Raw genomic sequence first — 18,210 nt, 5'->3', positions numbered from 1 at the left:
ACGCATTCTATCCGTTGCGCCGCGGGGCCAGCAAGCTTTCGGTCAAGAAGCCGGCCGCTTTGTCTGATTCGCCACCCCTTATAAGAACTCTAAGATGAAACCTTAAAATGACAATCAAACGACTCTTATGCGTGACCGTGGGAGGTCGATGCGCAAGAGAGGAGTTGAGCGCGGCACTCGGGGACTGGGAAATCAATCAAGTCGCTGGCCTGAATGAGGCACGCGATGCTCTGCACTCGCACCAGCATATGGTGGGAATGCTCTTGCTTGATGCAGAAGGCAGTCCGCTGGAGGCGCTTGACCGCTTCTTGTGCGAGCACTGGTGGCTGAAGTGGGTGGCCTTGTTCCACCCGCATGCCTTGCAATTGCCGCCGGTGCGGCAGCTGATACACGATCATTGTTTCGACTTTCATACCTGGCCCATTGACGGTACGCGCTTGAACCATACCCTGGGCCATGCCCACGGCCTGGCGGCGCTGGCCGGCCACACGGCTAGCGACAGCGGCGGCGCCAGCATGCCGCTGACCGGCAATAGCGACGCTATACTCAGTTTACGCCAGCAGATCCGCAAGGTGGCGCAGGCCGGTGCGCCGGTGCTGATCTGGGGCGAGAGCGGCACCGGCAAGGAACTGGTGGCGCGCGCCGTGCACGAGCACTCGCCGCGCGCCGGCGCCCCCTTCGTTCCCGTCAATTGCGGCGCCATGCCGGCCAGCCTGATTCAGTCCGAACTGTTCGGCTACGAGAAGGGCGCCTTCACCGGCGCCGCGCGCGACAAGCATGGCCTGATCGAGTCGGCCGCCGGTGGTTCGCTCTTCCTCGACGAAATTGGCGACCTGCCGCTCGACCTGCAATCGAACCTGCTGCGCTTCCTGCAGGAGAAGACCATCTGCCGCCTGGGCGGCACGCGCCAGCTGGCGGTCGACGTGCGCGTGATCGCCGCCTCGCACGTCAAGTTGTCGCAGGCGGTGGAGCGGGGCGCCTTTCGCGAAGACCTGTACTACCGGCTGAATGTGCTGGCGCTGGAGGTGCCGCCCTTGCGCGAGCGGCGCGACGATGTGGCGGCACTGGCCGAGCATTACTTCAGCGCTTTCGCCACCGAGCGCGCGGCCCAGGTGCGGGGCTTCAGCAGTAAGGCGCTGGAGGCGCTACGGCACCACAACTGGCCGGGCAATGTGCGCGAGCTGGTGAACCGGGTGCGGCGTGCCTCGGTGATGGCGGAAGGGAAGCTGATCCAGGCATCCGACCTGGGATTGAGCGAGACGCCGGCGAGCGCCGCGCATGAGGCGCCGCCGTGCGAACGGCTGGGCGGTGCGCGCAACCGTGCCGAACGCACGGCGCTCGAAGAGCGCCTGGCCTCGGGCAAGAACATGACCCAGGTCGCCAGTGAGCTGGGCATCTCGCGCATGACCTTATATCGCTTGATGGCGCGCCACGGCATCGACTTGCCGTCACGCCGGCGCGAACGGTGAAACAGCAGCGTCACAGTGTTGTTACTGTGACGCCGGACAGCGTAACCAGGCGGCGCCTTATGGCGCCGTCTTCTTTTTGTAACAGCACTGTGACCGGCGCGCTGCGCCTGCATTTCCGGCCTGCAGGCAAATAGCCCGCCAATTCAGCCACTTAGCGCATTTGCGCCAAGCTGGCACCAAGTTTGCGTATGGCTTGCCTGCCCGGAGTGAGCATTCCCGGTGAAGTCTCGTTCAACCAAACTTTGGTGAGGCACGAAAATGAAAAAAAGCATACTGGCTACAACCATCGCGCTGCTCTTCGCTAGCGGCGCATTCGCACAAACCACCGACCCGGCCGTGGAGCAGTCCGGCGATGGCGTGAACGCAGCGGCCAAGGCCAAGATCATTCAGGATAGCAGTAGCAACCACGATAACGATTCGAGTACCGATTCCAGCACCCACAACAGGAACAACAATAACAGCGACGGTGCAGCCAGGGCTTCCGCCGACGCTGCGGCGGCGGCCAACAACGGCGCCACGGCCACGTCGAACATGACCAATTCCTTCAACAAGTCCTCGGCCAGTGCCATCAGCAAGCTGAGTGGCTCGGTCAGCGGCAATACCATTTCGCACATCGGCAATATCGCCACCAATAGAGGCGATGCCAATGGCGGCAACGCTAAGGGCGGCTATGGCGGCGATGCCACCGGCGGCAACGCCAGGGCAGGCAGCGGCGGCGACGGCGCTGCGGCCCGAGGCGGCAGCGGCGGCGATGGTGCTGCGGCGCGCGGCGGCAGCGGTGGCGATGGCGCGCTGGCCCGGGGCGGCAGCGGCGGCGATGCGGCAGCCGGCGGCAATGCGCGTAACGGCAGCGCATCCAGCGGCGACGCCACGGGCGCCAACGCGCGGGCCGGCAGCGGTGGCGATGGCGGCAATGCGCGCAATGCCAGCACTGGCGATGGCGGTGCCGGCGGTGCCGGCGGCGCCGGCGGCAACGGCGGGCGGGCCGGCGGCAGCAGCGGCGGCAGCGGCGGCGACGGCGGCAACGGCGGTCGTGCCATTGGCGGCGACGGCGGCTATACCGGCAATGCCCGCGGCGGCAGCGGCGGTGCTTCCGGCTATGCCGAAGGCTCTGCCGGCGGCCGTGGCGGCAGCACCGGGCGCGCTGCGGGCGGCGACGGCGGCGCAGCAGGGGCCGGCGGCTACGGCGGCTATGGCGGCAATGGCGGGCGCGCAGCCGGCGGCGATGCCTCGGCCAGCCAAAGCAGCGGTGGCGGCAATGCGCGGGTAGGCGCACCGGTCGGCACGAATACGAATACCGGCAGCACTGGCGGCGAGCCGCCGGCCCCGCTGATCGGCAATGACCAGACCCAAAGCGTGACCGGTACCGGCGGCAGCGCCACCGGCGGCGCTGCCAGCTCCGGCACCAACTCGGGCACCTCGGGCGCCAACACCTCAGGTGGCGGCGGAGCGGGCGCTAGCGGCGGCACCGGTGGCGGTGGCGGAGCCGGCTCCAGCGCGTCGAATGCCGGTGGCGCAGGCGCTGCCGGCGGCAGCAATACCTCCGGCGCCGGCGGCGCGGGCGCGTCGGCCAGCAATAGTGGTGGGGCAGGCGCTGCGGCCACGGCAGGCATGGGCGGCGCCGGCGCCGGCGGCGGCAACGGCAGCAGCAGCGGCGGCGCCGGTGCAGGCGGTGGCGCCGGTGCCGGTGGCGGCAGCAGCGGCTCGGCTTCGAACAGCGGCGGCAGCGGCGCGGCAGGCGGCAACGCTACTGGCGGCAGCGCCACTTCGGGCACGGCCACCAATGGCAGCGCCACGGCAGGTAATGGCGGCTCCGGCGGTGCCGGTGGCGGCAGCAACACGGGCGGCTCAGGCGGCGCCGGTGGCGGCGGCAACACGGGCGGTTCCGGCGGCGCTGGCGGTGGCGGCAACAACGGCGGTGCGGGCGGTGCAGGCGGCGCGGCCGCGGGCGGTACTGCGACCGCAGGCAACGGCATGGGCGGCGCAGGCGGCGCGGGTGGCACGATTTCCGTGAACGCCGGCGACTTCAATATGTCGAACACCATGAACACGGTGGGCCAGTCGGCTGCCGGCATCATGGTGGTAAGCCAGAACAACGGCTTCTCCTCGCTGGTGCAGCAAAGCGTGAACGTGCAGGCTAATTTGCAAGTGGGTAAATAAGCCAGGGCCGGCGGCGCGACTTGCGCCGCCGGCATGCGGAAACAGCTTTGCTCACAAGGCCTTGGAGGCTGTGATGCGGATCTACACCAAGCAAGGACTGGCCCTGACGCTTTGCCTGCTTAGCCTGAATCTTCAGGCGCGGCAGGCGGCCAGCATCCTTACCGAGCCGGCGGCGCTAGTGCCGGCACCTGCCGAACCGGCAGACAAGCCCGTTTTGCCGGTGGTGGCAGCGTTTGCCGCCGCCGCGCTGAGCGGAAGCGGCGTGCGTTTGGCGCAGGATGAAAGCGGCATCCTGTCCACGCCGCTCGGGGAGGAGCAGTTGTCGCAGCTGCGCGGCGGCAGCGACGCGCCCTGGAGCGAGATGAAGTTGAACGGAGCGGTCAGCAACAACAAGGCGGTGCAGGTCTTGACCGGATCGAATACCATCACCGAAGGCTCGTTCGCGAATGCCTCCGGCCTGCCGATGGTGATTCAGAATTCCGGCGCCAATGTGCTGATCCAGAACGCCACCATCGTGAATGTGCAGCTCAAATGAAAACGCAGCTCTATCGCTGTGTGGGTAGCATCCTGCTGCTGGCTGTTGCGGCAACAGGTTTGGCCGCCGACGTGCAAAGCGTCGGCGGCGCGCCTTTCCACCTCAAAATCACCAGCATCAAGGAACTGCGCTACCGCGCCACCGTGCGCCAGCAGTTCGACTTCAGCTGCGGCTCGGCGGCCGTGGCGACGTTGTTAAGCTACCACTATGATTATCCGGTCAGCGAACAGCAAGCTTTCCAGGAGATGTTCCAGAACGGCGATCAGGAGAAGATCCGGCGCGAAGGTTTCTCCCTGTTGGACATGAAGCGCTTCCTGGCCGCGCGCGGCTTTATCGCCGATGGCTTTGAACTGCCGTTGGAAAAGCTGCACAAGGCGGGCTTCCCCGCGATTGTGCTGATTGCGGAGAAGGGTTACCATCATTTCGTCGTGGTCAAAGGCCTGCAGGGCGAACGTGTGCTGCTAGGCGATCCTGCCGGAGGGACGCGCGCCATGAGCCGCGCCGCTTTCGAAGCCGTATGGCAGAACCATCTGCTATTTGTGATCCACGACCGGCCGGGCAAGCCGCGCTTCAATGAGTTGGCCGACTGGCGCGTGGCGCCGCAGGCCCTGCCGGCCGACGTCATCGAGCGCGATGGTCTGGCCCGCATCACTTTGCCCAAGCTGGTACGAGGCGAATTCTAAGGAGCGAGTGATGCGCATTCTTCGCTGGAGCGCCGCCTTGCTGTGCGGCGTGACATGGCTGGCCAATGCCGACGGCCTGGATGCCGACTGGGTGGCACTGCCCGACAGCGCGCTCGAGGCGACGCGCGGCGGCTTCGATAACGGCAGCGGCCTGGTGGTGTCGCTCGGCATCGAGCGCATGGTGTCGATCAATGGCGCCGTGGTGTCGAGCAGCCAGTTCAATATCGCCGATGTGGCGCGCATGAGCGTGGCCGAGGCGGAGATGGCGCGCAGCGTCTTGAACCCCTTCCAGCTGGTGCAGAACGGCGACGGCAATATCGCGCCAGCGGCCATGAGTTCGGCCGCCGTCTCGGCCCTGCTGATCCAGAACAGCGCCAACGACCAGCTGATCCGCAGCCAGACCACCATCAACACCGCCGTCAATAGTCTGGAAATCCTGAAAGGCATCAATTTGGAAAGCAGCATGCGGCAGGCGCTGGCTGACGCGCTGACGCCGCGCTAAGTCCCACACTCTTCGGAAGGAGGAAGCATGCAGCTTGCCCACACCCTGCGCGCCGGATCGGCCGGCCTGTCGCTCCTGTTATGCAGTGCCCTGGCCCAGGGCCAGCAAGAAGAACGCAGCATCACCGACCTGGCGGCGGAACTGGCGGCCGTCAAGCAGCAACTGGCCGAACAGCGGGCCTTGCTGAAAGCCTTGAAGACGGAGATGGAGCAGCTGCAAGCCATGCGGCCGGCAGCGTCGGCGGCCGAACTGGAAAGCCGGCGTGGCGCGGGCGGCCCGTATCTGCAAGCCGGGTCGGCCGGACAGGGGGCGTCGGCACAGGCTCCCACCCAAGGCGCTCAGGCACCAGCCATAGCGGCGGCGCCCAGCGCGCGGCGCGACGCGGCGCAGGAGGGGGGCGCGGTGGGCAAGGCGCCGGAACGCGATTCGCGTCCGCCTGAAGTCGCGCCCATTTTCGAAGCGCCGGGCGTGCTGACGCCGAAAGGCCATTATGTGCTGGAACCTTCCGTGCAGTTCGGCTATTCGTCCAGCAACCGCGTGGCCCTGGTCGGCTATACGATCATTCCCGCCATCCTGATTGGCCTGGTCGATGTGCGCGAGATCAAGCGCAACACCTTCACCGCCGCGCTGACGGGGCGCTACGGCATCAATAGCCGCACCGAGATCGAGATGCGCGTGCCCTATGTCTACCGTTCCGATTCCACCGTCAGCCGCGAAATCTTCACCGGCACCTCGGTCGAACGCGTGTTTGAAACCAGCGGCCGCGCCATCGGCGATGTGGAGGTGGCCCTGCGCCGCCAGCTCAACGACGGCGGCGCGGACAAGCCATTTTATGTGGCCGGCTTGCGCGTCAAGAGCCGCACCGGGCGCGATCCGTTCGAGGTCGTGACCGATTGCAGCCAGCGCTGCGTGGGACAGAACGCCAGCGGCACCGGTCTGCCGCTGACCCTGCCCACCGGCTCGGGCTTCTATGCCGTCCAGCCTAGCCTGACCTGGCTCTTCCCCTCCGATCCGGCCATTTTCTTCGGCAGCGTCAGTTATCTGCACAACTTCAAGCGCAAGAACGTGACGCGGCGCATCCTCAATGGCGAGAGCGAGGCGCTGGGCACGGTGGCGCCGGGCGCGGTGATCGGCGCTAACTTCGGCATCGGCTTGGCACTGAACGAGAAGGCTTCGCTGAGCCTGGGCTACGACCACCAGTCGGTGGCGCGCACCAGGCAAAATGGGCAGGCGGTGCCGGGGTCGGTACGCACCCAGCTCGGCACACTGCTGATGGGTTTTACCTACCGCTTCAATGAAAAACGCTCGGTGAATATCTCGGTCGGCGCCGGGCTGACGCGCGACACGCCCGATGTCTCGCTGTCGATACGCGTGCCGATGAATTTCTGAAGGGGCGTCAACGCATCATTGATTTTTGCGCTATCTTAGCGGTCCTGGCAACTCTCATATAAGAAGGAAAACCATGACCGCTTTCAAGTTCTCCGCCAGCCGCGCCGCCGTGCTGGGCGCCCTGGCGCTCGCCTCCTGCGCCACCTTCGCCGCCGCGCCCATGGTCAAGACCCAGGCCCCCGGCTACTACCGGATGATGCTGGGCGATTTCGAGGTGACGGTGCTGAGCGACGGCACGACGGATTTGCCGGTGCACCAGCTGCTCAAGGACACGCCGGGCAAGACCGAAAAAACCCTGGCCAAATCCTTCCTGCGCTCGCCGCTGGAAACCTCGTTCAACAGCTTCCTGATCAACACGGGCGGCAAGCTGGTGCTGGTGGATACCGGCGCGGGCAGCCTGTTTGGCCCGAACCTGGGCAAGATGCTGGAGAACCTGAAAGCGTCCGGCTACAAGCCGGAGCAGGTCGATGAAATCTACATCACCCACCTGCACGGCGACCATGTGGGCGGCGTGATGAGCGCCGACCAGATGGCTTTCCCGAACGCCGTGGTGCGCATGGACAAGCGCGATGCCGACTTCTGGCTGAGCAAGGTGCAGATGGAAAAAGCGCCGGCCGATATGAAGGGCTTCTTCGCCGGCGCCATGAAGGTGCTGTCGCCGTATGCGAATGCCGGCAAGCTGCAGCCGTTCGACGGCAATACCGATCTGGCGCCAGGCGTGAAAGCCACCTCCAGCTTCGGCCACACGCCGGGCCATACGACCTATGTGGTTGAGAGCAAGGGCGAGAAGCTGGTCCTGATCGGCGATCTGATGCACGTGCAGGCCGTGCAATTTGCCGAGCCGGATGTGGTGATCGCCTTCGACATCGACAACAAGGCCGCGCGCGCGGAGCGCAAAGCCGCTTTTGCCGCCGCCGCCAAACAGGGTTACCTGATCGGCGCGGCCCACCTGCCGTTCCCGGGCGTGGGCCATTTGCGCGGCAATGGCAAAGGCTATCAGTTCATCCCGGTGAACTACACGATTCCGCGCTGAGGCGGAAGCGCGTTCCTGGCCTGCGCAATCAGGCTAGGGCAGGGTAGTCCGTATAGCCCTCGGCAACCGGCGCGTAGAACAGTTCCGGGCGCTGCGGGTTGAGCGGCGCGTCCAGTTGCAGGCGGCGCGGCAGGTCGGGATTGGCGATGAAGTCCTTGCCCCATGCCACGGCGTCGGCGTGGCCGGATGCGATCAGCTGCTCGGCGCCGGCGCGGTCGAACTTCTCATTGGCGATGTAGACACCGCCGAATTCCTTCTTCAGCAATGGCCCCAGGCTGTCCGCGCCCACCGCTTCGCGCGCGCAGATAAAGGCGATCTTGCGCTTGCCCAGCTCGCGCGCCACATAGCCGAAAGTGGCGGCCGGATCGGAGTCGCCCATATCGTGAATATCGCGGCGCGGCGCCAGGTGCATGCCGACGCGGCCGGCGCCGAAGACCTCGATGCAGGCATCGGTCACTTCCAGCATCAAGCGGGCGCGGTTTTCCAGCGAGCCGCCGTAGATGTCGGTGCGCAGATTGGTGCTGTCCTGCAGGAACTGGTCGGGCAGATAGCCGTTCGCGCCGTGCACTTCCACGCCGTCGAAACCGGCTTTCTTCGCGTTTTCCGCGCCTTTGCGGTAGGCGGCGACGACCTGGCGCACTTCCTCGGTTTCCAGCGCGCGCGGCACCGCGTAAGGGCGCACGGGACGCAGCAGGCTTACATTGCCGTTGGCCGCGATGGCGCTCGGCCCCACCGGCGCCTGGCCGTCCAGCAGGCTGGGATCGGAAATACGGCCCACATGCCACAGCTGCAGGAAGATCTTGCCGCCTTTCGCATGCACCGCGTCGGTGATCAGTTTCCAGCCCTCGACCTGCTCGTCGGACCAGATGCCCGGCGTGTTTTCATAGCCCACGCCTTGCGCGGTTACGGAGGTAGCCTCGCTCAGAATCAGGCCGGCGCTGGCGCGCTGGGCGTAGTACTCGGCCATCAGCGCATTCGGCACGCGGCCGGCGCCGACGGCGCGCGAGCGGGTCAGCGGCGCCATGACGATGCGGTTGTTCAGGGTCAGATCGCCTACGGCAAACGGCTCGAAGAGGGTGCTCATATTGTGTCCTTGCAGTGTATGGGCCGGCTACAGCCCCTTGTTCATATGGTCGAGAAAAGCCTGAATCGTGGCCTCGTCGCGTTTGAAGAAGTTCCACTGGCCCAGGCGCTGCACCGTCACCAGTCCCGCGTTTTGCAGGGTGGTCAGGTGGGCCGATACCGTCGATTGCGACAGGCCTGCGCGCTTGTCGATCTGGCCGGCGCAGACCCCCATGTCGAGCGGAAGGTGCTGCTCGCTGAAGTACTGCTGCGGCTCTTTCAACCAGGCCAGGATCTGGCGCCGGACCGGATTGGCCAGGGCTTTGTGGATTGCGTCGATGTCCATAATTCGGTTTTTAACGATACGAATATCGGATACTTCCGATTAACATATCGGTATTCTACGATATAATTTCAAGGGTTGCTGAAAGCCGTTCCAAAACATGCCGGGAGCGGAGGTGGTATACTGCTGGCGCTTCTCCCGCGGGGACGACCCCGCCGCAGCAAGGGAGCCAGGCAGGGACGGCCCTGCCATGACTTTGGGAGAGACATCATGTCCTGGTTCATTCTTTTTCTGGCTGGCTTGTTGGAAGTCGCTTGGGCAGTAGGCCTCAAGTATACCGCCGGATTCACCAAACCCGTACCGACCGTGCTCACCGTGGGCGCCATGGCCGCCAGCGTCGGCCTGCTCGGCCTCGCGCTGCGCCAACTGCCGTTGGGCACCGCCTATGCCGTGTGGACCGGCATCGGCACCGTCGGCACCGTCATCTTCGGCATCATGGTCTTGAACGAGCCGGCCAGCGCGGCGCGCGTCGGCTGCATCGCCCTGATCGTGCTGGGCATCGCCGGCCTGAAGCTGCTGGCCACGCACTGAAGGCGCGGCCGGCATAGGGGAGGGCTTTATGCGCCCGGGTTACGGGCGCTGGCCAGCCAGCAGGCCGCGTTGATGCGCACCTCGCCGCCATGCACATAGGGTTCGCAGGCGGCCCGCATCAGACCGACGATTTCACGGCGGCGCGCCTCGCTTTCATTGGGCAGGATCGGGCCGACGGGACCGAGCATGCTCAGATACGGCACCAGATCCGCCTCCGGAATGGCGCAGGCCAGGTCCAGCGGCGCCACCTCGACGTCCTGCCAGCCGCTTTGCTGGAGCAGGCTGATGATGCGCTCCCGGCTGGCCAGGCCGAACTGGCCCGGCCTGTCCGCCGGGCGCGGCGCCAGCGCCGGCAGCAGGTGGGCCACGGCGCGCTCGCCCGCCGTCATGAAGGGATTTTCCTCGGGACCGCGCCAGGCGATGAAGCGCAGTGCCGCGCCCTTGACGGCGGCCTGGCGCAGATTGCCAAAGGCGCGCACTGGATCGTCGAAGAACATCACGCCCAGGCGCGAGACGATCAGATCGAAACGGGCCTGGCCGAAATCATGGGTCTGCGCATCGGCCAGCACGAAGCTGGCCGGCGTCTCTGCGCGCGCGGCGCGGGCCTGGGCCGCCTCGATCATGGGCTGGGAAATATCGGCGCCCGTGCATTGCGCCTGGCCGCCCAGGCCGCGCGCCAGGGCCAGCGTCACGGCGCCGGTGCCGCAGCCCACGTCGAGCACCGTGCTGGGACGCAGTGCCGCCGCCTCTTGCATCAGCCGCCGCTCCATGGGCGTGAACAGCTGGTCCAGCACTCCCTGCATGTCGACCCAGGCGTGGCCGGTATGGCCGTTCCACAACTGCACCTGGTCCTGGTTTGCTTGATGAATCTGCGTCATAAGAGTCTCCTTGGCTTGATTCTGATATTCTGCAACTTCAAGCTCACTTGAAGTCAAGCATGAAAAAACTGGATATAGCCGAAGTGGCGCGGCGCGCCGGCCTGGCGCCGTCGGCGCTGCGCTACTATGAAGAGAAAGGCCTGATCGCCGCCGCCGGCCGGCGCGGCTTGCGCCGCCTGTTCGACGCCTCGGTGCTGGAGCGCCTGGCCCTGATCGCCCTCGGGCGTAGCGCCGGCTTCACGCTGGCCGAGATCGGGCACATGTTCGCCGGCGACGGCAGCCTGCAAATGGACCGCGCCCTGCTGCTGACCAAGGCCGATGAGCTGGAGCGCACCATCCGCAAGCTGAGCGCCATGCGCGACGGCCTGCGCCACGCCGCCGCCTGCCGCGCTGCCAGCCATCTGGAATGCCCCACCTTCCGGCGCATCTTGAATGCCGCCGCCAAAGGCGCGCTGGGCCGGCCGGAACGCTGAAAACCGCGCACCTGGCAGTACCGGCTTCAGTTCTTGACCGGCATCGCCCATTACCTGCAGCGCCGGTTCAAGGCTGGCGCTGGCTGGACCAGCGCTGGTAGATGCGTGCCAGCTCGCCGCTGCTGTGCAGGCGGTGCAAGGCCTGGTCGGCCAGGCGCGTGGCGATCGGATCGGCTTTTTTGCTGATCCAGAAGTAGATCGGCTCTTCTTTCAGGATATTCGGCTGCAGGCGCACCTTGTTTTGCAGACCGTGCTCGCGGATCAGCCAGGCCAGTGTCAGTTCGTTCATATAGATGAAACGGCCATGGCCGGCGACGACCTTGCGCAGATTGGTCAGGTTGTCGCCGGTGCTGTCGTCGACTTCGAGGCCGAGAATGCGCAATTGCTCGGAGTAGGCGGCGCCGCGTGGCGTGTTGATCAGCGGCCGCAGGCGCACCAGCTCTTCCAGCGTTTCGATATTGACCTTGTCATTGGCGGCGGAGGCCAGCCGGTGGCGCACGGTGTACAGGGACTTGCCGGCCACGCTGGCGATCTGGCGCCGGCGCGGCGTGTCGAGCAGGGCGCAGGCGGCGCCCACGCCGCCATTTTCCAGGCCCCGCTCGATCACCGGCACGGAGCGCGCGTCCTCCATGCCCGTGAAGCGCAGGCGCGGCTGGATTTTTTCGATGGCGGCCAGGATGTCGGGGCAGACTCCGGCCGGCACGCCGCCTTCGCGCGGCAGCCATTTGGGCGGTACGCTTTCCTGCGCCAGGATGCGCAAGGTGTATTGCGGTTCCGGCTCGGCCGCGGCAGGGAGCGGGCCGCCCAGGACGGCAGCGGCGCACGAGATGAGCAGCGGCGTTTTCATGTTGTCTCCTTGTAAGGAGATTTTATTCTTACCTAATACCCGCGGCCAGCTTGTGTGCGTACAAACCACATACTTTCGATTCAAAAGCCTTGGTTCACCTTGGCCAGGTAATACCATTCGCTGTTGGCGGCGGCGCCGCTGTCGGGGAAGAGGATGAGGGCGTCGTACTCGGCCAGCACCGGCGTGCCGTCGGCGCGGCGGCCGATCTCTTCGCCCCGGGCCACGCGGTCGAAGCTGGACCAACTGCGGCTGAAGCGGTCGTCCGCATGCAGCTTGTCGTACACCTCGGCCATGCTGAGCGCTTCCACCACGGCCGGATCGACCGGCTGCGGCGCCGTCGCTTCGATCAAGCCGAGGAAGGCGAGCGTGTTCAGGATGGCGCGGTAGGCGACCTGCGGCGCTTGCGGATCGGCGTGCTGGCCGCATTCGAGCGTGAGCGCATAGCCGCCGCTGCTGCGCATGTATTCGGTGGTGCCCATGCCGTAGCGCAGCACGGTTGCCAGTTCGCTGCTGCCGCGCAGGCGGCGCTGTACGCCCGCGCCGTAGGTGCGCAGCCAGCCGTCGACGAAGCGTGTGACGCCCAGACGGCGCGCCAGCGCGCGCTCCTTTTCCTCGTGGCGGAATGGTTCCAGCGGCCCATCGTTATTGCGCGGCCCGACCATCACAAAGGGCTGGCTGGCGGCATTGAAGGAGTGCAGGTCGAGCAGCACGTCGTGGCTGGCCAGCAGGGGACAGAGCCAGTTGCCGATGCGGTCTTCAAAATCCTGCGGCGGCTCCTTGGGGAAGAGGTTGCGGTTCAGATTGCGCTCGCCCGCGCGCTGGCCCTTGGCGTAGGCAAGCGGATTGACGATGGGGACAAAGGTCACGCTGCCGTTGCGGATGCGCAGGCTGCCTTCGTCGAGTTCCCGCAGCACGCGCAGGATGGCCTGGGTGCCGCACACCTCGTTGCCATGCACGGCGCCGGTGACGATCAGGCGCGGCCCCGGGCCTTGGCCGGTGTAGTTGATGGATTTGAATTGCAGCGTGTCTGCCGAAGTCATGCCGGTTCCTCAAGATTATGCAAGTGGCAGCTATTCTAGCGGGATTCCCGGCGCGGCCGGCGCGGCGGGTAAAATGCCGGGATGAAGCCAAGCTCCCGCCTCCACGGTCTGGACACCCTGCGCGCGCTCGCCATCGTGCTGGTGTTCATGAACCATTACATGATCTTCGTCAGCCACAAACCCACCTTCGGCTTTTTCAGCGAGATAGGCTGGGCCGGGGTTGACCTGTTCTTCGCGCTGTCGGGCTACCTGATCGGCAACCAGATTTTCGGCAGTCTGCGCCGCGGCGGCTTCTCGCTCAAGCATTTCTATGCGCGTCGCCTGCTGCGCACCTTGCCCAATTACTATGTGGTGCTGGCGCTGTATGCCTTCTGGCCGTATTTCGCCGGCGCCGCGCAGCCGGCGCCGTGGTGGAAGTACTTCAGCTTCACCCTGAATTTCCAGCTGATTCCCGGCACCCTGTTTTCCCATGCCTGGTCGCTGTGCGTGGAAGAGCAGTTCTATATGCTGCTGCCGGCGCTGGCGCTGCTGATCGCCGGCTGGCGCCGTTCGCTGGCCTGGGCCTGGATCGCCATTTTCGCCAGCTTCGCGGCCGGCATGCTGATACGCGGCTGGCTGTGGCAGCAGGTGCAGCCGCCGCCCGACGGCAGCGCCGCCTTCTATACCAGTATCTACTACTCGACCCTGTGCCGTTTCGACGAATTGGTGGCGGGCGTGGCGCTGGCGCTGCTGAAGAATTTCCACCGGCCGCTGTGGGAGCGCTGCACGGCGTACGGCAACTGGACGCTGGCGGCGGGCCTGCTCATTACCGTGCTGGCGCTAAACCAGTTCCATGACGACCACTACGGCCAGGCCATCACCGTGGCCGGCTATCCGCTGCTGGGACTGGGCTTCTCCTTGCTGTTGCTGTCGGCCCTGAGTCCGGCCTCCTGGCTGTGCCGCCTGCGCGTGCCGGGCGCCTCGGCCATCGCCATCTGGTCCTACGCCATCTACCTCACGCATAAGCAGCTCTGCATCCTGCTCAAGCCCGAGCTGCTCAAGCACGGAATGGGGCCGGAGTCGGCGGGCGGCATCGCTATCATGCTGCTTGCCAGCGGCCTGGCGGGCTGGCTGCTGTACCTGCTGGTCGAGACGCCCTTCATGAAACTGCGCGAGCGCTATGTGCCCAGCAACGAAGCCGGCGCGCGCGCGGCGCGTCCGGCGCCTGCCGCCGAGTGGCAAGTCTGACACATAGTGATAATCCGTGTAAGTTTTCAAAGCTGCCATGGACTATAGTGGAGGATTGCATTGGCGTTCATGGTGCAAAAAAACGGTTTTACCCCGACTGTTTATCAGGCTTACTCTCATGAAGAACAAGCTTTCGCTTTTGCCAGTTCTCTGTGTCATGGCGGCTTCCGTCTCAGCCCAGCAGCCCCCCGCCGCCAGCGCGGCTACCCCCGCCATCATCGATTTCGCACACTGCTTCAAGCCGGAGTGGCCCCAGCTCGTGGGCGACGTCGAAATGCAGACGGCGGCGACCCTGGCATACCAAGTTGGCGTGGACGGCAAGCTGCTGGCCGCCCGCCTGCTGCAATCGAGCGGCTCGACCGCTTTCGATCAGGCCGCGCTGGCCGCTGGCCGCGCCTGCCGTTTCCAGCCCGCCGCGGTGGATGGCAAGCCCGTCGCCGCCTGGCTGCAATTCCGCTACGTGCATACGCCGACCGATCTGGTGTCCGATCCGTCGCTGGTGCGCGAATATCTGCAGGCGCGCGCCGCGGCCGAGAAGGGCGGCGCCGCCGAACAACTGCTGCTGGCGCGCCTGCTGGAGCAGGGGCGCGGCGTGGCGCCCAATCCCGACGACGCGCTGCGCTGGTATCGCCAGGCGGCGCAAAGCGGCAGCGCCGAAGCCCAGCTTTGGCTGGGCAACTGCTACTTCAACGGCGTGTTGCTGCCCAAGGATAAGGTGGAAGCCTTGCGCTGGTATCAGGCGGCGGCCGACGATGGCAACGCCCAGGCGCAGAACGCCCTGGGCTTGATGTACCAGCGCGGCGACGGCGTGCCCAAGGACTTCGACGAAGCGGCCCGCATGTATCTGTTGGCGGCCCTGCAGGGTTATGACGTGGCGCAGAATAATCTGGGTTATATGTATTGGCGCGGACAAGGCCTGGAACAGAATCCGGCTGTCGCCGTCGAGTGGTATCGCAAGGCCGCCACCCAAGGCAATGCCTGGGCCCAGCAAAACCTGTCGGTCGCCTATGAGCGCGGTCTGGGCGTGGCGGCCGACCGCAAGCAGGCGCGCCACTGGCTCGAACGCGCCGCCGCCCAAGGCTTCACGCGCGCCCAGGTGCGCCTGGGCGATATGCTGATGGAGTATGTGCAAAGCGAGGCAGACCGCGAGTTGGCCGTCTACTGGTACCGGCGCGCGGCGGAGCAGGGCGATCTGGCCGGCCAGATCAGCCTCGCCTACTGCTACGAAACCGGCCATGGCGTGACGCGGGACTTCGCCCAGGCCGCCGCCTGGTACAGCCGTGCAGTGGGTCAAACCAGCTCCCTGACGCGCAGCGCCCCGCGCCTTCCCGGCGAGGATGGACGCGGCATCGCGGGTGGCCCGGTGCAGGCGGTCAAGCCCCATACGCCGGGCGGGGTGCTGCAAAATGTCGACAGCCTGCGCATGCTGGCGCTGGCCCAGTACACCGAGAACCGCGGCGAGCAGGACGCGATTGCGGCGCTGGGCGATTACAGCCGTCTGAGCGAGGTGGGCGAATTGCCCATTGTCGAACGCCATATCCGCAGCTACCAGCTGCCCGAGGTGCCGCAACCGCGTCCACCGCAACCGGAACAACGCTGGCTGGAACAGGTGCCGGCGGTGGCCAGCGGCCGCTACGGCGCCTGCATCTGAAAAGAAGCAGCTGCCGGCTGCCGCGGTTTATTGCTATGCTGTGTGCCATCTTCAAGAGCGTGGAGGTGGTATGCAGCTGAATCGTTTTTTGTGGCGGCCCTGATCCGCCATGGGACTGCTCGATTTTTCCCGGCGTAAAAAACATCCCGGCGACAGCCAGGCCGACTTTGCCCAAATGCTGATGGCCTGGATTCGGGAGCAGGGCGTCAGCGATGCGATGCGCTATGACGCCGACAACTTCCGCATCGTCATCGTCATCGGCAGCGGACAGCGAGCATTCGATCAGCATGATCGGCGAGAAGGTCTTGCAAGACTGGGGCGTATCCTTTGAGCAGGCGTTGGCCGTGGCGCTGGACAATCTGCGCGAGCGCAGCCCGGACAGGTTTTCGCGGCTGGATAATGGCGTGATCGCCGGCGCTTGGGGCGACGCCTACGACAGTTCGCGCATCCTGCTGCCGGATATGGCCTACCGCGCCGGCGACGGCCTTGAGCAGGTCGTCATGGCGCCGGAACGCGGCCTGTATTTGCTGGCGCCCCTGCACGCGCCCGCCGTGCAGCTGGCCATGATCGCGCTGGCGCGAACGGAGATGGACGCAGGAAGCGGGCGGCCTTTGTCGGCAGCCATGTACCGCTACCTGGATGGTCGCCGGAGATCGATACGGGCCGGGTGCGTTGGCAGCGCTGGCGGCAGGTGATGGAAGCGGCAGGGGAGAGGGCGCGGCCGGAAGAGGGGGCGGGCTATCCGCCGCGCATGCGCGTCAGCGGGTTTTTGTCCGAGTCCGCGCTGGCCGCCGCCATGGAGCAGCCGGAAATGCCGGCTTAAGGCATATCGATGACATCGAAAGGCGACTGCACGTCGCTCAGGAAAGACAGCACGGCGCGGATGCGGGCTGGCGCCTCGGCCTCGCTGGTGCCGTCGATCAACTGGCGCAGGCCGGGCATGGCCTCCGGCACATCCGGGCTGCGGTAAGCGGCGATCAGCAGCGCCGCGCACTGCGCCGCCTCGCGCTCGTGGCGGTGGCGCAGACGCTGCTCGATCACGCCGAACAGCGCGCGCTGCATGGCCGGCGTCGGATTCACGATATGCGCAAACACCAGCGGCGTATTCGCGATCGCCGCGCAGATGCGGCGCTCGATCTCATCCGGCTTCACATCCGAGGCGATATCGAAATACGCGCCGTTCCAGCGCGTGCGCGCATGCGGATGGCCGGGCGGAAAACTCTCCGCCGTCTCAAACCCCAGCGCCCGGCTCAAACGCGCAAATAGATCAGAAAAAGGAATAGGCATCCCCGCATTGTAGCCGAGCCCGCAGCCCTCCACCGCCAGCTCTTTGCGCCAAATCAAACAATGTCCCACCCTGGTGTCAGGCACCAAGGTAGGACATTCTTTGATTTAGATCAGCAAATGTCCGACCCCAGTGCCTGACACCAGGGTTGGACATTGTTTGCGGCAGATCAAACGGCGGTGGGGCTGGCCGGGGCCGCTTCGCCGATCAGGCCGGCGCGGAAGTCGGCGACGGCTTGGAAGATCTCGGCCTGCGTGTTCATCACGAAGGGGCCGTACTGGGCGATCGGCTCGTTCAGCGGGCGGCCGGCGATCAGGATGAAGCGGGCGTCTTCGCTGGCCTCGACCGTCACGCCGTCGGCGTCGGCGGCGTTGGCGAAGATGGCCATCGCGCCGCGCGCCACGGCCTTGCCGCCGAGGCTGACGCTGCCGCGGTAGACGTAGAGGAAGGCGTTGTGCCCGGCCGGGATCTGCTGGCTGAAGCTGGCGCCGGCCGGCAGTTCCACGTCCAGATACAGCGGTTCCGTGCCTTCGCGCTGCACCGCGCCGGCTGTGCCGTGGCTGCTGCCGGCGATCACGCGCACGCTGGCGCCGGTTTCCGTGCGCAGCCGCGGGATGTCGGCGGCGGCGAAGTCCTGGTACCAGGGGGCGCGCATCTTGTCCTTGGCCGGCAGGTTGAGCCACAGCTGGAAGCCTTCCATCAAGCCTTCTTCCTGTTCCGGCATTTCGGAGTGGATCACGCCGCGCCCGGCCGTCATCCATTGCACGCCGCCGTTGCTGAGCAGGCCTTCGTTGCCGGCGCTGTCGCGGTGGCGCATGCGCCCGCTGAGCATATAGGTCACGGTTTCGAAGCCGCGGTGCGGGTGGGACGGGAAGCCGGCGATGTAGTCGTTGGCTTGGTCCGAACCGAAATTGTCCAGCATCAGGAAGGGATCGAGGCGGCGCTGCAGTGCCTGGGTCAGCACGCGGTTGATCTTGACGCCGGCGCCATCCATCACGGCCTGGCCGTGGACGATGCGCTCCACGCTGCGCGCCTGCTGCACGCGCTCGCCGGCAACGGTGTTGATCGTGGTTTCCATATCATTCTCCTTTTGCGGGACTGC

At 66.0% G+C, this 18,210-nt stretch carries 21 protein-coding genes; 14 read left to right on the top strand and 7 right to left on the bottom strand.

Features of this window, described 5'->3' with window-relative positions; genetic code table 11:
• Window positions 1-107: 107 nt before the first annotated feature.
• From FHS03_RS05925 to FHS03_RS05895, 7 genes are all read left to right on the top strand, one after another.
• On the top strand, window positions 108-1,469 hold the full coding sequence (locus tag FHS03_RS05925) for a sigma-54 dependent transcriptional regulator (RefSeq protein ID WP_183440118.1): 1,362 nt from the start codon (window positions 108-110) through the stop codon (window positions 1,467-1,469).
• A 258-nt stretch (window positions 1,470-1,727) separates the two neighbouring features.
• A complete protein-coding gene (locus tag FHS03_RS05920; protein ID WP_183440117.1) occupies window positions 1,728-3,629 on the top strand; it encodes a hypothetical protein in 1,902 nt (633 codons plus the stop codon).
• A gap of 73 nt (window positions 3,630-3,702) precedes the next feature.
• Window positions 3,703-4,164, top strand: a complete 462-nt coding sequence (locus FHS03_RS05915; RefSeq protein WP_229426089.1) for a hypothetical protein — start codon at window positions 3,703-3,705, stop codon at window positions 4,162-4,164.
• Window positions 4,161-4,847 (top strand): C39 family peptidase, encoded by a 687-nt coding sequence (locus FHS03_RS05910; protein WP_183440116.1) that lies wholly within the window; start codon window positions 4,161-4,163, stop codon window positions 4,845-4,847. The genes FHS03_RS05915 and FHS03_RS05910 overlap by 4 nt, the downstream gene beginning before the upstream one ends.
• Before the next feature lie 10 nt (window positions 4,848-4,857).
• Window positions 4,858-5,349, top strand: a complete 492-nt coding sequence (locus FHS03_RS05905) for a hypothetical protein (RefSeq protein ID WP_183440115.1) — start codon at window positions 4,858-4,860, stop codon at window positions 5,347-5,349.
• A 27-nt stretch (window positions 5,350-5,376) separates the two neighbouring features.
• Window positions 5,377-6,738, top strand: coding sequence for an acetate kinase (locus FHS03_RS05900; RefSeq protein WP_183440114.1), 1,362 nt, complete (start codon window positions 5,377-5,379; stop codon window positions 6,736-6,738).
• A 73-nt stretch (window positions 6,739-6,811) separates the two neighbouring features.
• Complete coding sequence (locus tag FHS03_RS05895) at window positions 6,812-7,771, top strand: MBL fold metallo-hydrolase (protein WP_183440113.1); 960 nt, start codon at window positions 6,812-6,814, stop codon at window positions 7,769-7,771.
• A gap of 28 nt (window positions 7,772-7,799) precedes the next feature.
• Here FHS03_RS05895 and FHS03_RS05890 read toward each other — a convergent pair whose 3' ends face one another.
• Together FHS03_RS05890 and FHS03_RS05885 are read right to left on the bottom strand one after the other, a co-directional pair.
• Window positions 7,800-8,855 carry an alkene reductase gene (locus tag FHS03_RS05890; protein WP_183440112.1) on the bottom strand — a complete coding sequence of 352 codons (1,056 nt, stop codon included), beginning with the start codon at window positions 8,853-8,855 and terminating at the stop codon, window positions 7,800-7,802.
• 27 nt (window positions 8,856-8,882) lie between these two features.
• Window positions 8,883-9,179 carry an ArsR/SmtB family transcription factor gene (locus FHS03_RS05885; protein WP_183440111.1) on the bottom strand — a complete coding sequence of 99 codons (297 nt, stop codon included), beginning with the start codon at window positions 9,177-9,179 and terminating at the stop codon, window positions 8,883-8,885.
• A gap of 207 nt (window positions 9,180-9,386) precedes the next feature.
• On the opposite strand from FHS03_RS05885, the gene sugE reads away from it, so the two are divergent.
• The gene (gene sugE, locus FHS03_RS05880; protein ID WP_183440110.1) at window positions 9,387-9,707 is read left to right on the top strand and encodes a quaternary ammonium compound efflux SMR transporter SugE; all 321 of its coding nucleotides are present in this window, start codon (window positions 9,387-9,389) and stop codon (window positions 9,705-9,707) included.
• A gap of 26 nt (window positions 9,708-9,733) precedes the next feature.
• On the opposite strand, the gene FHS03_RS05875 is transcribed toward sugE, so the two are convergent.
• Entirely contained in the window at window positions 9,734-10,585 is an 852-nt protein-coding gene (locus tag FHS03_RS05875) for a class I SAM-dependent methyltransferase (protein WP_183440109.1), read from the bottom strand.
• 59 nt (window positions 10,586-10,644) lie between these two features.
• Between FHS03_RS05875 and FHS03_RS05870 the strand changes: the two genes are divergently transcribed.
• Window positions 10,645-11,058: a helix-turn-helix domain-containing protein gene (locus FHS03_RS05870; protein ID WP_183440108.1), complete on the top strand. Its 414-nt coding sequence runs from the start codon at window positions 10,645-10,647 to the stop codon at window positions 11,056-11,058.
• 67 nt (window positions 11,059-11,125) lie between these two features.
• On the opposite strand, the gene FHS03_RS05865 is transcribed toward FHS03_RS05870, so the two are convergent.
• Window positions 11,126-11,905 carry a substrate-binding periplasmic protein gene (locus tag FHS03_RS05865; protein ID WP_183440107.1) on the bottom strand — a complete coding sequence of 260 codons (780 nt, stop codon included), beginning with the start codon at window positions 11,903-11,905 and terminating at the stop codon, window positions 11,126-11,128.
• Between the two features lie 80 nt (window positions 11,906-11,985).
• Window positions 11,986-12,945, bottom strand: a complete 960-nt coding sequence (locus FHS03_RS05860; protein WP_183440106.1) for a succinylglutamate desuccinylase/aspartoacylase family protein — start codon at window positions 12,943-12,945, stop codon at window positions 11,986-11,988.
• Window positions 12,946-13,026: 81 nt separating this feature from the next.
• Between FHS03_RS05860 and FHS03_RS05855 the strand changes: the two genes are divergently transcribed.
• From FHS03_RS05855 to FHS03_RS28370, 5 genes are all read left to right on the top strand, one after another.
• Complete coding sequence (locus FHS03_RS05855) at window positions 13,027-14,172, top strand: acyltransferase family protein (protein ID WP_183440105.1); 1,146 nt, start codon at window positions 13,027-13,029, stop codon at window positions 14,170-14,172.
• A 157-nt stretch (window positions 14,173-14,329) separates the two neighbouring features.
• Entirely contained in the window at window positions 14,330-15,823 is a 1,494-nt protein-coding gene (locus FHS03_RS05850; RefSeq protein ID WP_183440104.1) for a TonB family protein, read from the top strand.
• A gap of 109 nt (window positions 15,824-15,932) precedes the next feature.
• On the top strand, window positions 15,933-16,154 hold the full coding sequence (locus FHS03_RS05845; RefSeq protein WP_183440103.1) for a hypothetical protein: 222 nt from the start codon (window positions 15,933-15,935) through the stop codon (window positions 16,152-16,154).
• Entirely contained in the window at window positions 16,111-16,518 is a 408-nt protein-coding gene (locus tag FHS03_RS05840) for a DUF1444 domain-containing protein (protein ID WP_183440102.1), read from the top strand. Before FHS03_RS05845 ends, FHS03_RS05840 begins: the two co-directional genes overlap by 44 nt.
• A complete protein-coding gene (locus tag FHS03_RS28370; protein ID WP_260108775.1) occupies window positions 16,518-16,646 on the top strand; it encodes a hypothetical protein in 129 nt (42 codons plus the stop codon). The genes FHS03_RS05840 and FHS03_RS28370 overlap by 1 nt, the downstream gene beginning before the upstream one ends.
• Here the strand turns inward: FHS03_RS28370 and FHS03_RS05835 are convergent.
• On the bottom strand, window positions 16,643-17,110 hold the full coding sequence (locus tag FHS03_RS05835) for a hypothetical protein (protein ID WP_183440101.1): 468 nt from the start codon (window positions 17,108-17,110) through the stop codon (window positions 16,643-16,645). The two genes, FHS03_RS28370 and FHS03_RS05835, sit on opposite strands and share 4 nt — an antisense overlap.
• 167 nt (window positions 17,111-17,277) lie before the next feature.
• Window positions 17,278-18,186: a pirin family protein gene (locus FHS03_RS05830; RefSeq protein ID WP_183440100.1), complete on the bottom strand. Its 909-nt coding sequence runs from the start codon at window positions 18,184-18,186 to the stop codon at window positions 17,278-17,280.
• Window positions 18,187-18,210 lie beyond the last annotated feature (24 nt).

The organism is Pseudoduganella violacea, assembly GCF_014191875.1.
In the GTDB taxonomy this organism is placed as follows: Bacteria; Pseudomonadota; Gammaproteobacteria; order Burkholderiales; family Burkholderiaceae_D; genus Rugamonas; species Rugamonas violacea_A.
This window is presented reverse-complemented; position numbering and strand designations above follow the sequence as displayed.

Excerpts from the sequence above, each read along its gene's own strand:
- FHS03_RS05925 (WP_183440118.1), top strand. The coding sequence starts at position 108 with ATGACAATCAAACGACTCTTATGCGTGACCGTGGGAGGTCGATGCGCA.
- FHS03_RS05920 (WP_183440117.1), top strand. The coding sequence starts at position 1,728 with ATGAAAAAAAGCATACTGGCTACAACCATCGCGCTGCTCTTCGCTAGC.
- FHS03_RS05915 (WP_229426089.1), top strand. The coding sequence starts at position 3,703 with ATGCGGATCTACACCAAGCAAGGACTGGCCCTGACGCTTTGCCTGCTT.
- FHS03_RS05910 (WP_183440116.1), top strand. The coding sequence starts at position 4,161 with ATGAAAACGCAGCTCTATCGCTGTGTGGGTAGCATCCTGCTGCTGGCT.
- FHS03_RS05905 (WP_183440115.1), top strand. The coding sequence starts at position 4,858 with ATGCGCATTCTTCGCTGGAGCGCCGCCTTGCTGTGCGGCGTGACATGG.
- FHS03_RS05900 (WP_183440114.1), top strand. The coding sequence starts at position 5,377 with ATGCAGCTTGCCCACACCCTGCGCGCCGGATCGGCCGGCCTGTCGCTC.
- FHS03_RS05895 (WP_183440113.1), top strand. The coding sequence starts at position 6,812 with ATGACCGCTTTCAAGTTCTCCGCCAGCCGCGCCGCCGTGCTGGGCGCC.
- FHS03_RS05890 (WP_183440112.1), bottom strand. The coding sequence starts at position 8,855 with ATGAGCACCCTCTTCGAGCCGTTTGCCGTAGGCGATCTGACCCTGAAC.
- FHS03_RS05885 (WP_183440111.1), bottom strand. The coding sequence starts at position 9,179 with ATGGACATCGACGCAATCCACAAAGCCCTGGCCAATCCGGTCCGGCGC.
- sugE (WP_183440110.1), top strand. The coding sequence starts at position 9,387 with ATGTCCTGGTTCATTCTTTTTCTGGCTGGCTTGTTGGAAGTCGCTTGG.
- FHS03_RS05875 (WP_183440109.1), bottom strand. The coding sequence starts at position 10,585 with ATGACGCAGATTCATCAAGCAAACCAGGACCAGGTGCAGTTGTGGAAC.
- FHS03_RS05870 (WP_183440108.1), top strand. The coding sequence starts at position 10,645 with ATGAAAAAACTGGATATAGCCGAAGTGGCGCGGCGCGCCGGCCTGGCG.
- FHS03_RS05865 (WP_183440107.1), bottom strand. The coding sequence starts at position 11,905 with ATGAAAACGCCGCTGCTCATCTCGTGCGCCGCTGCCGTCCTGGGCGGC.
- FHS03_RS05860 (WP_183440106.1), bottom strand. The coding sequence starts at position 12,945 with ATGACTTCGGCAGACACGCTGCAATTCAAATCCATCAACTACACCGGC.
- FHS03_RS05855 (WP_183440105.1), top strand. The coding sequence starts at position 13,027 with ATGAAGCCAAGCTCCCGCCTCCACGGTCTGGACACCCTGCGCGCGCTC.
- FHS03_RS05850 (WP_183440104.1), top strand. The coding sequence starts at position 14,330 with ATGGCGGCTTCCGTCTCAGCCCAGCAGCCCCCCGCCGCCAGCGCGGCT.
- FHS03_RS05845 (WP_183440103.1), top strand. The coding sequence starts at position 15,933 with ATGGGACTGCTCGATTTTTCCCGGCGTAAAAAACATCCCGGCGACAGC.
- FHS03_RS05840 (WP_183440102.1), top strand. The coding sequence starts at position 16,111 with ATGATCGGCGAGAAGGTCTTGCAAGACTGGGGCGTATCCTTTGAGCAG.
- FHS03_RS28370 (WP_260108775.1), top strand. The coding sequence starts at position 16,518 with ATGGAAGCGGCAGGGGAGAGGGCGCGGCCGGAAGAGGGGGCGGGCTAT.
- FHS03_RS05835 (WP_183440101.1), bottom strand. The coding sequence starts at position 17,110 with ATGCCTATTCCTTTTTCTGATCTATTTGCGCGTTTGAGCCGGGCGCTG.
- FHS03_RS05830 (WP_183440100.1), bottom strand. The coding sequence starts at position 18,186 with ATGGAAACCACGATCAACACCGTTGCCGGCGAGCGCGTGCAGCAGGCG.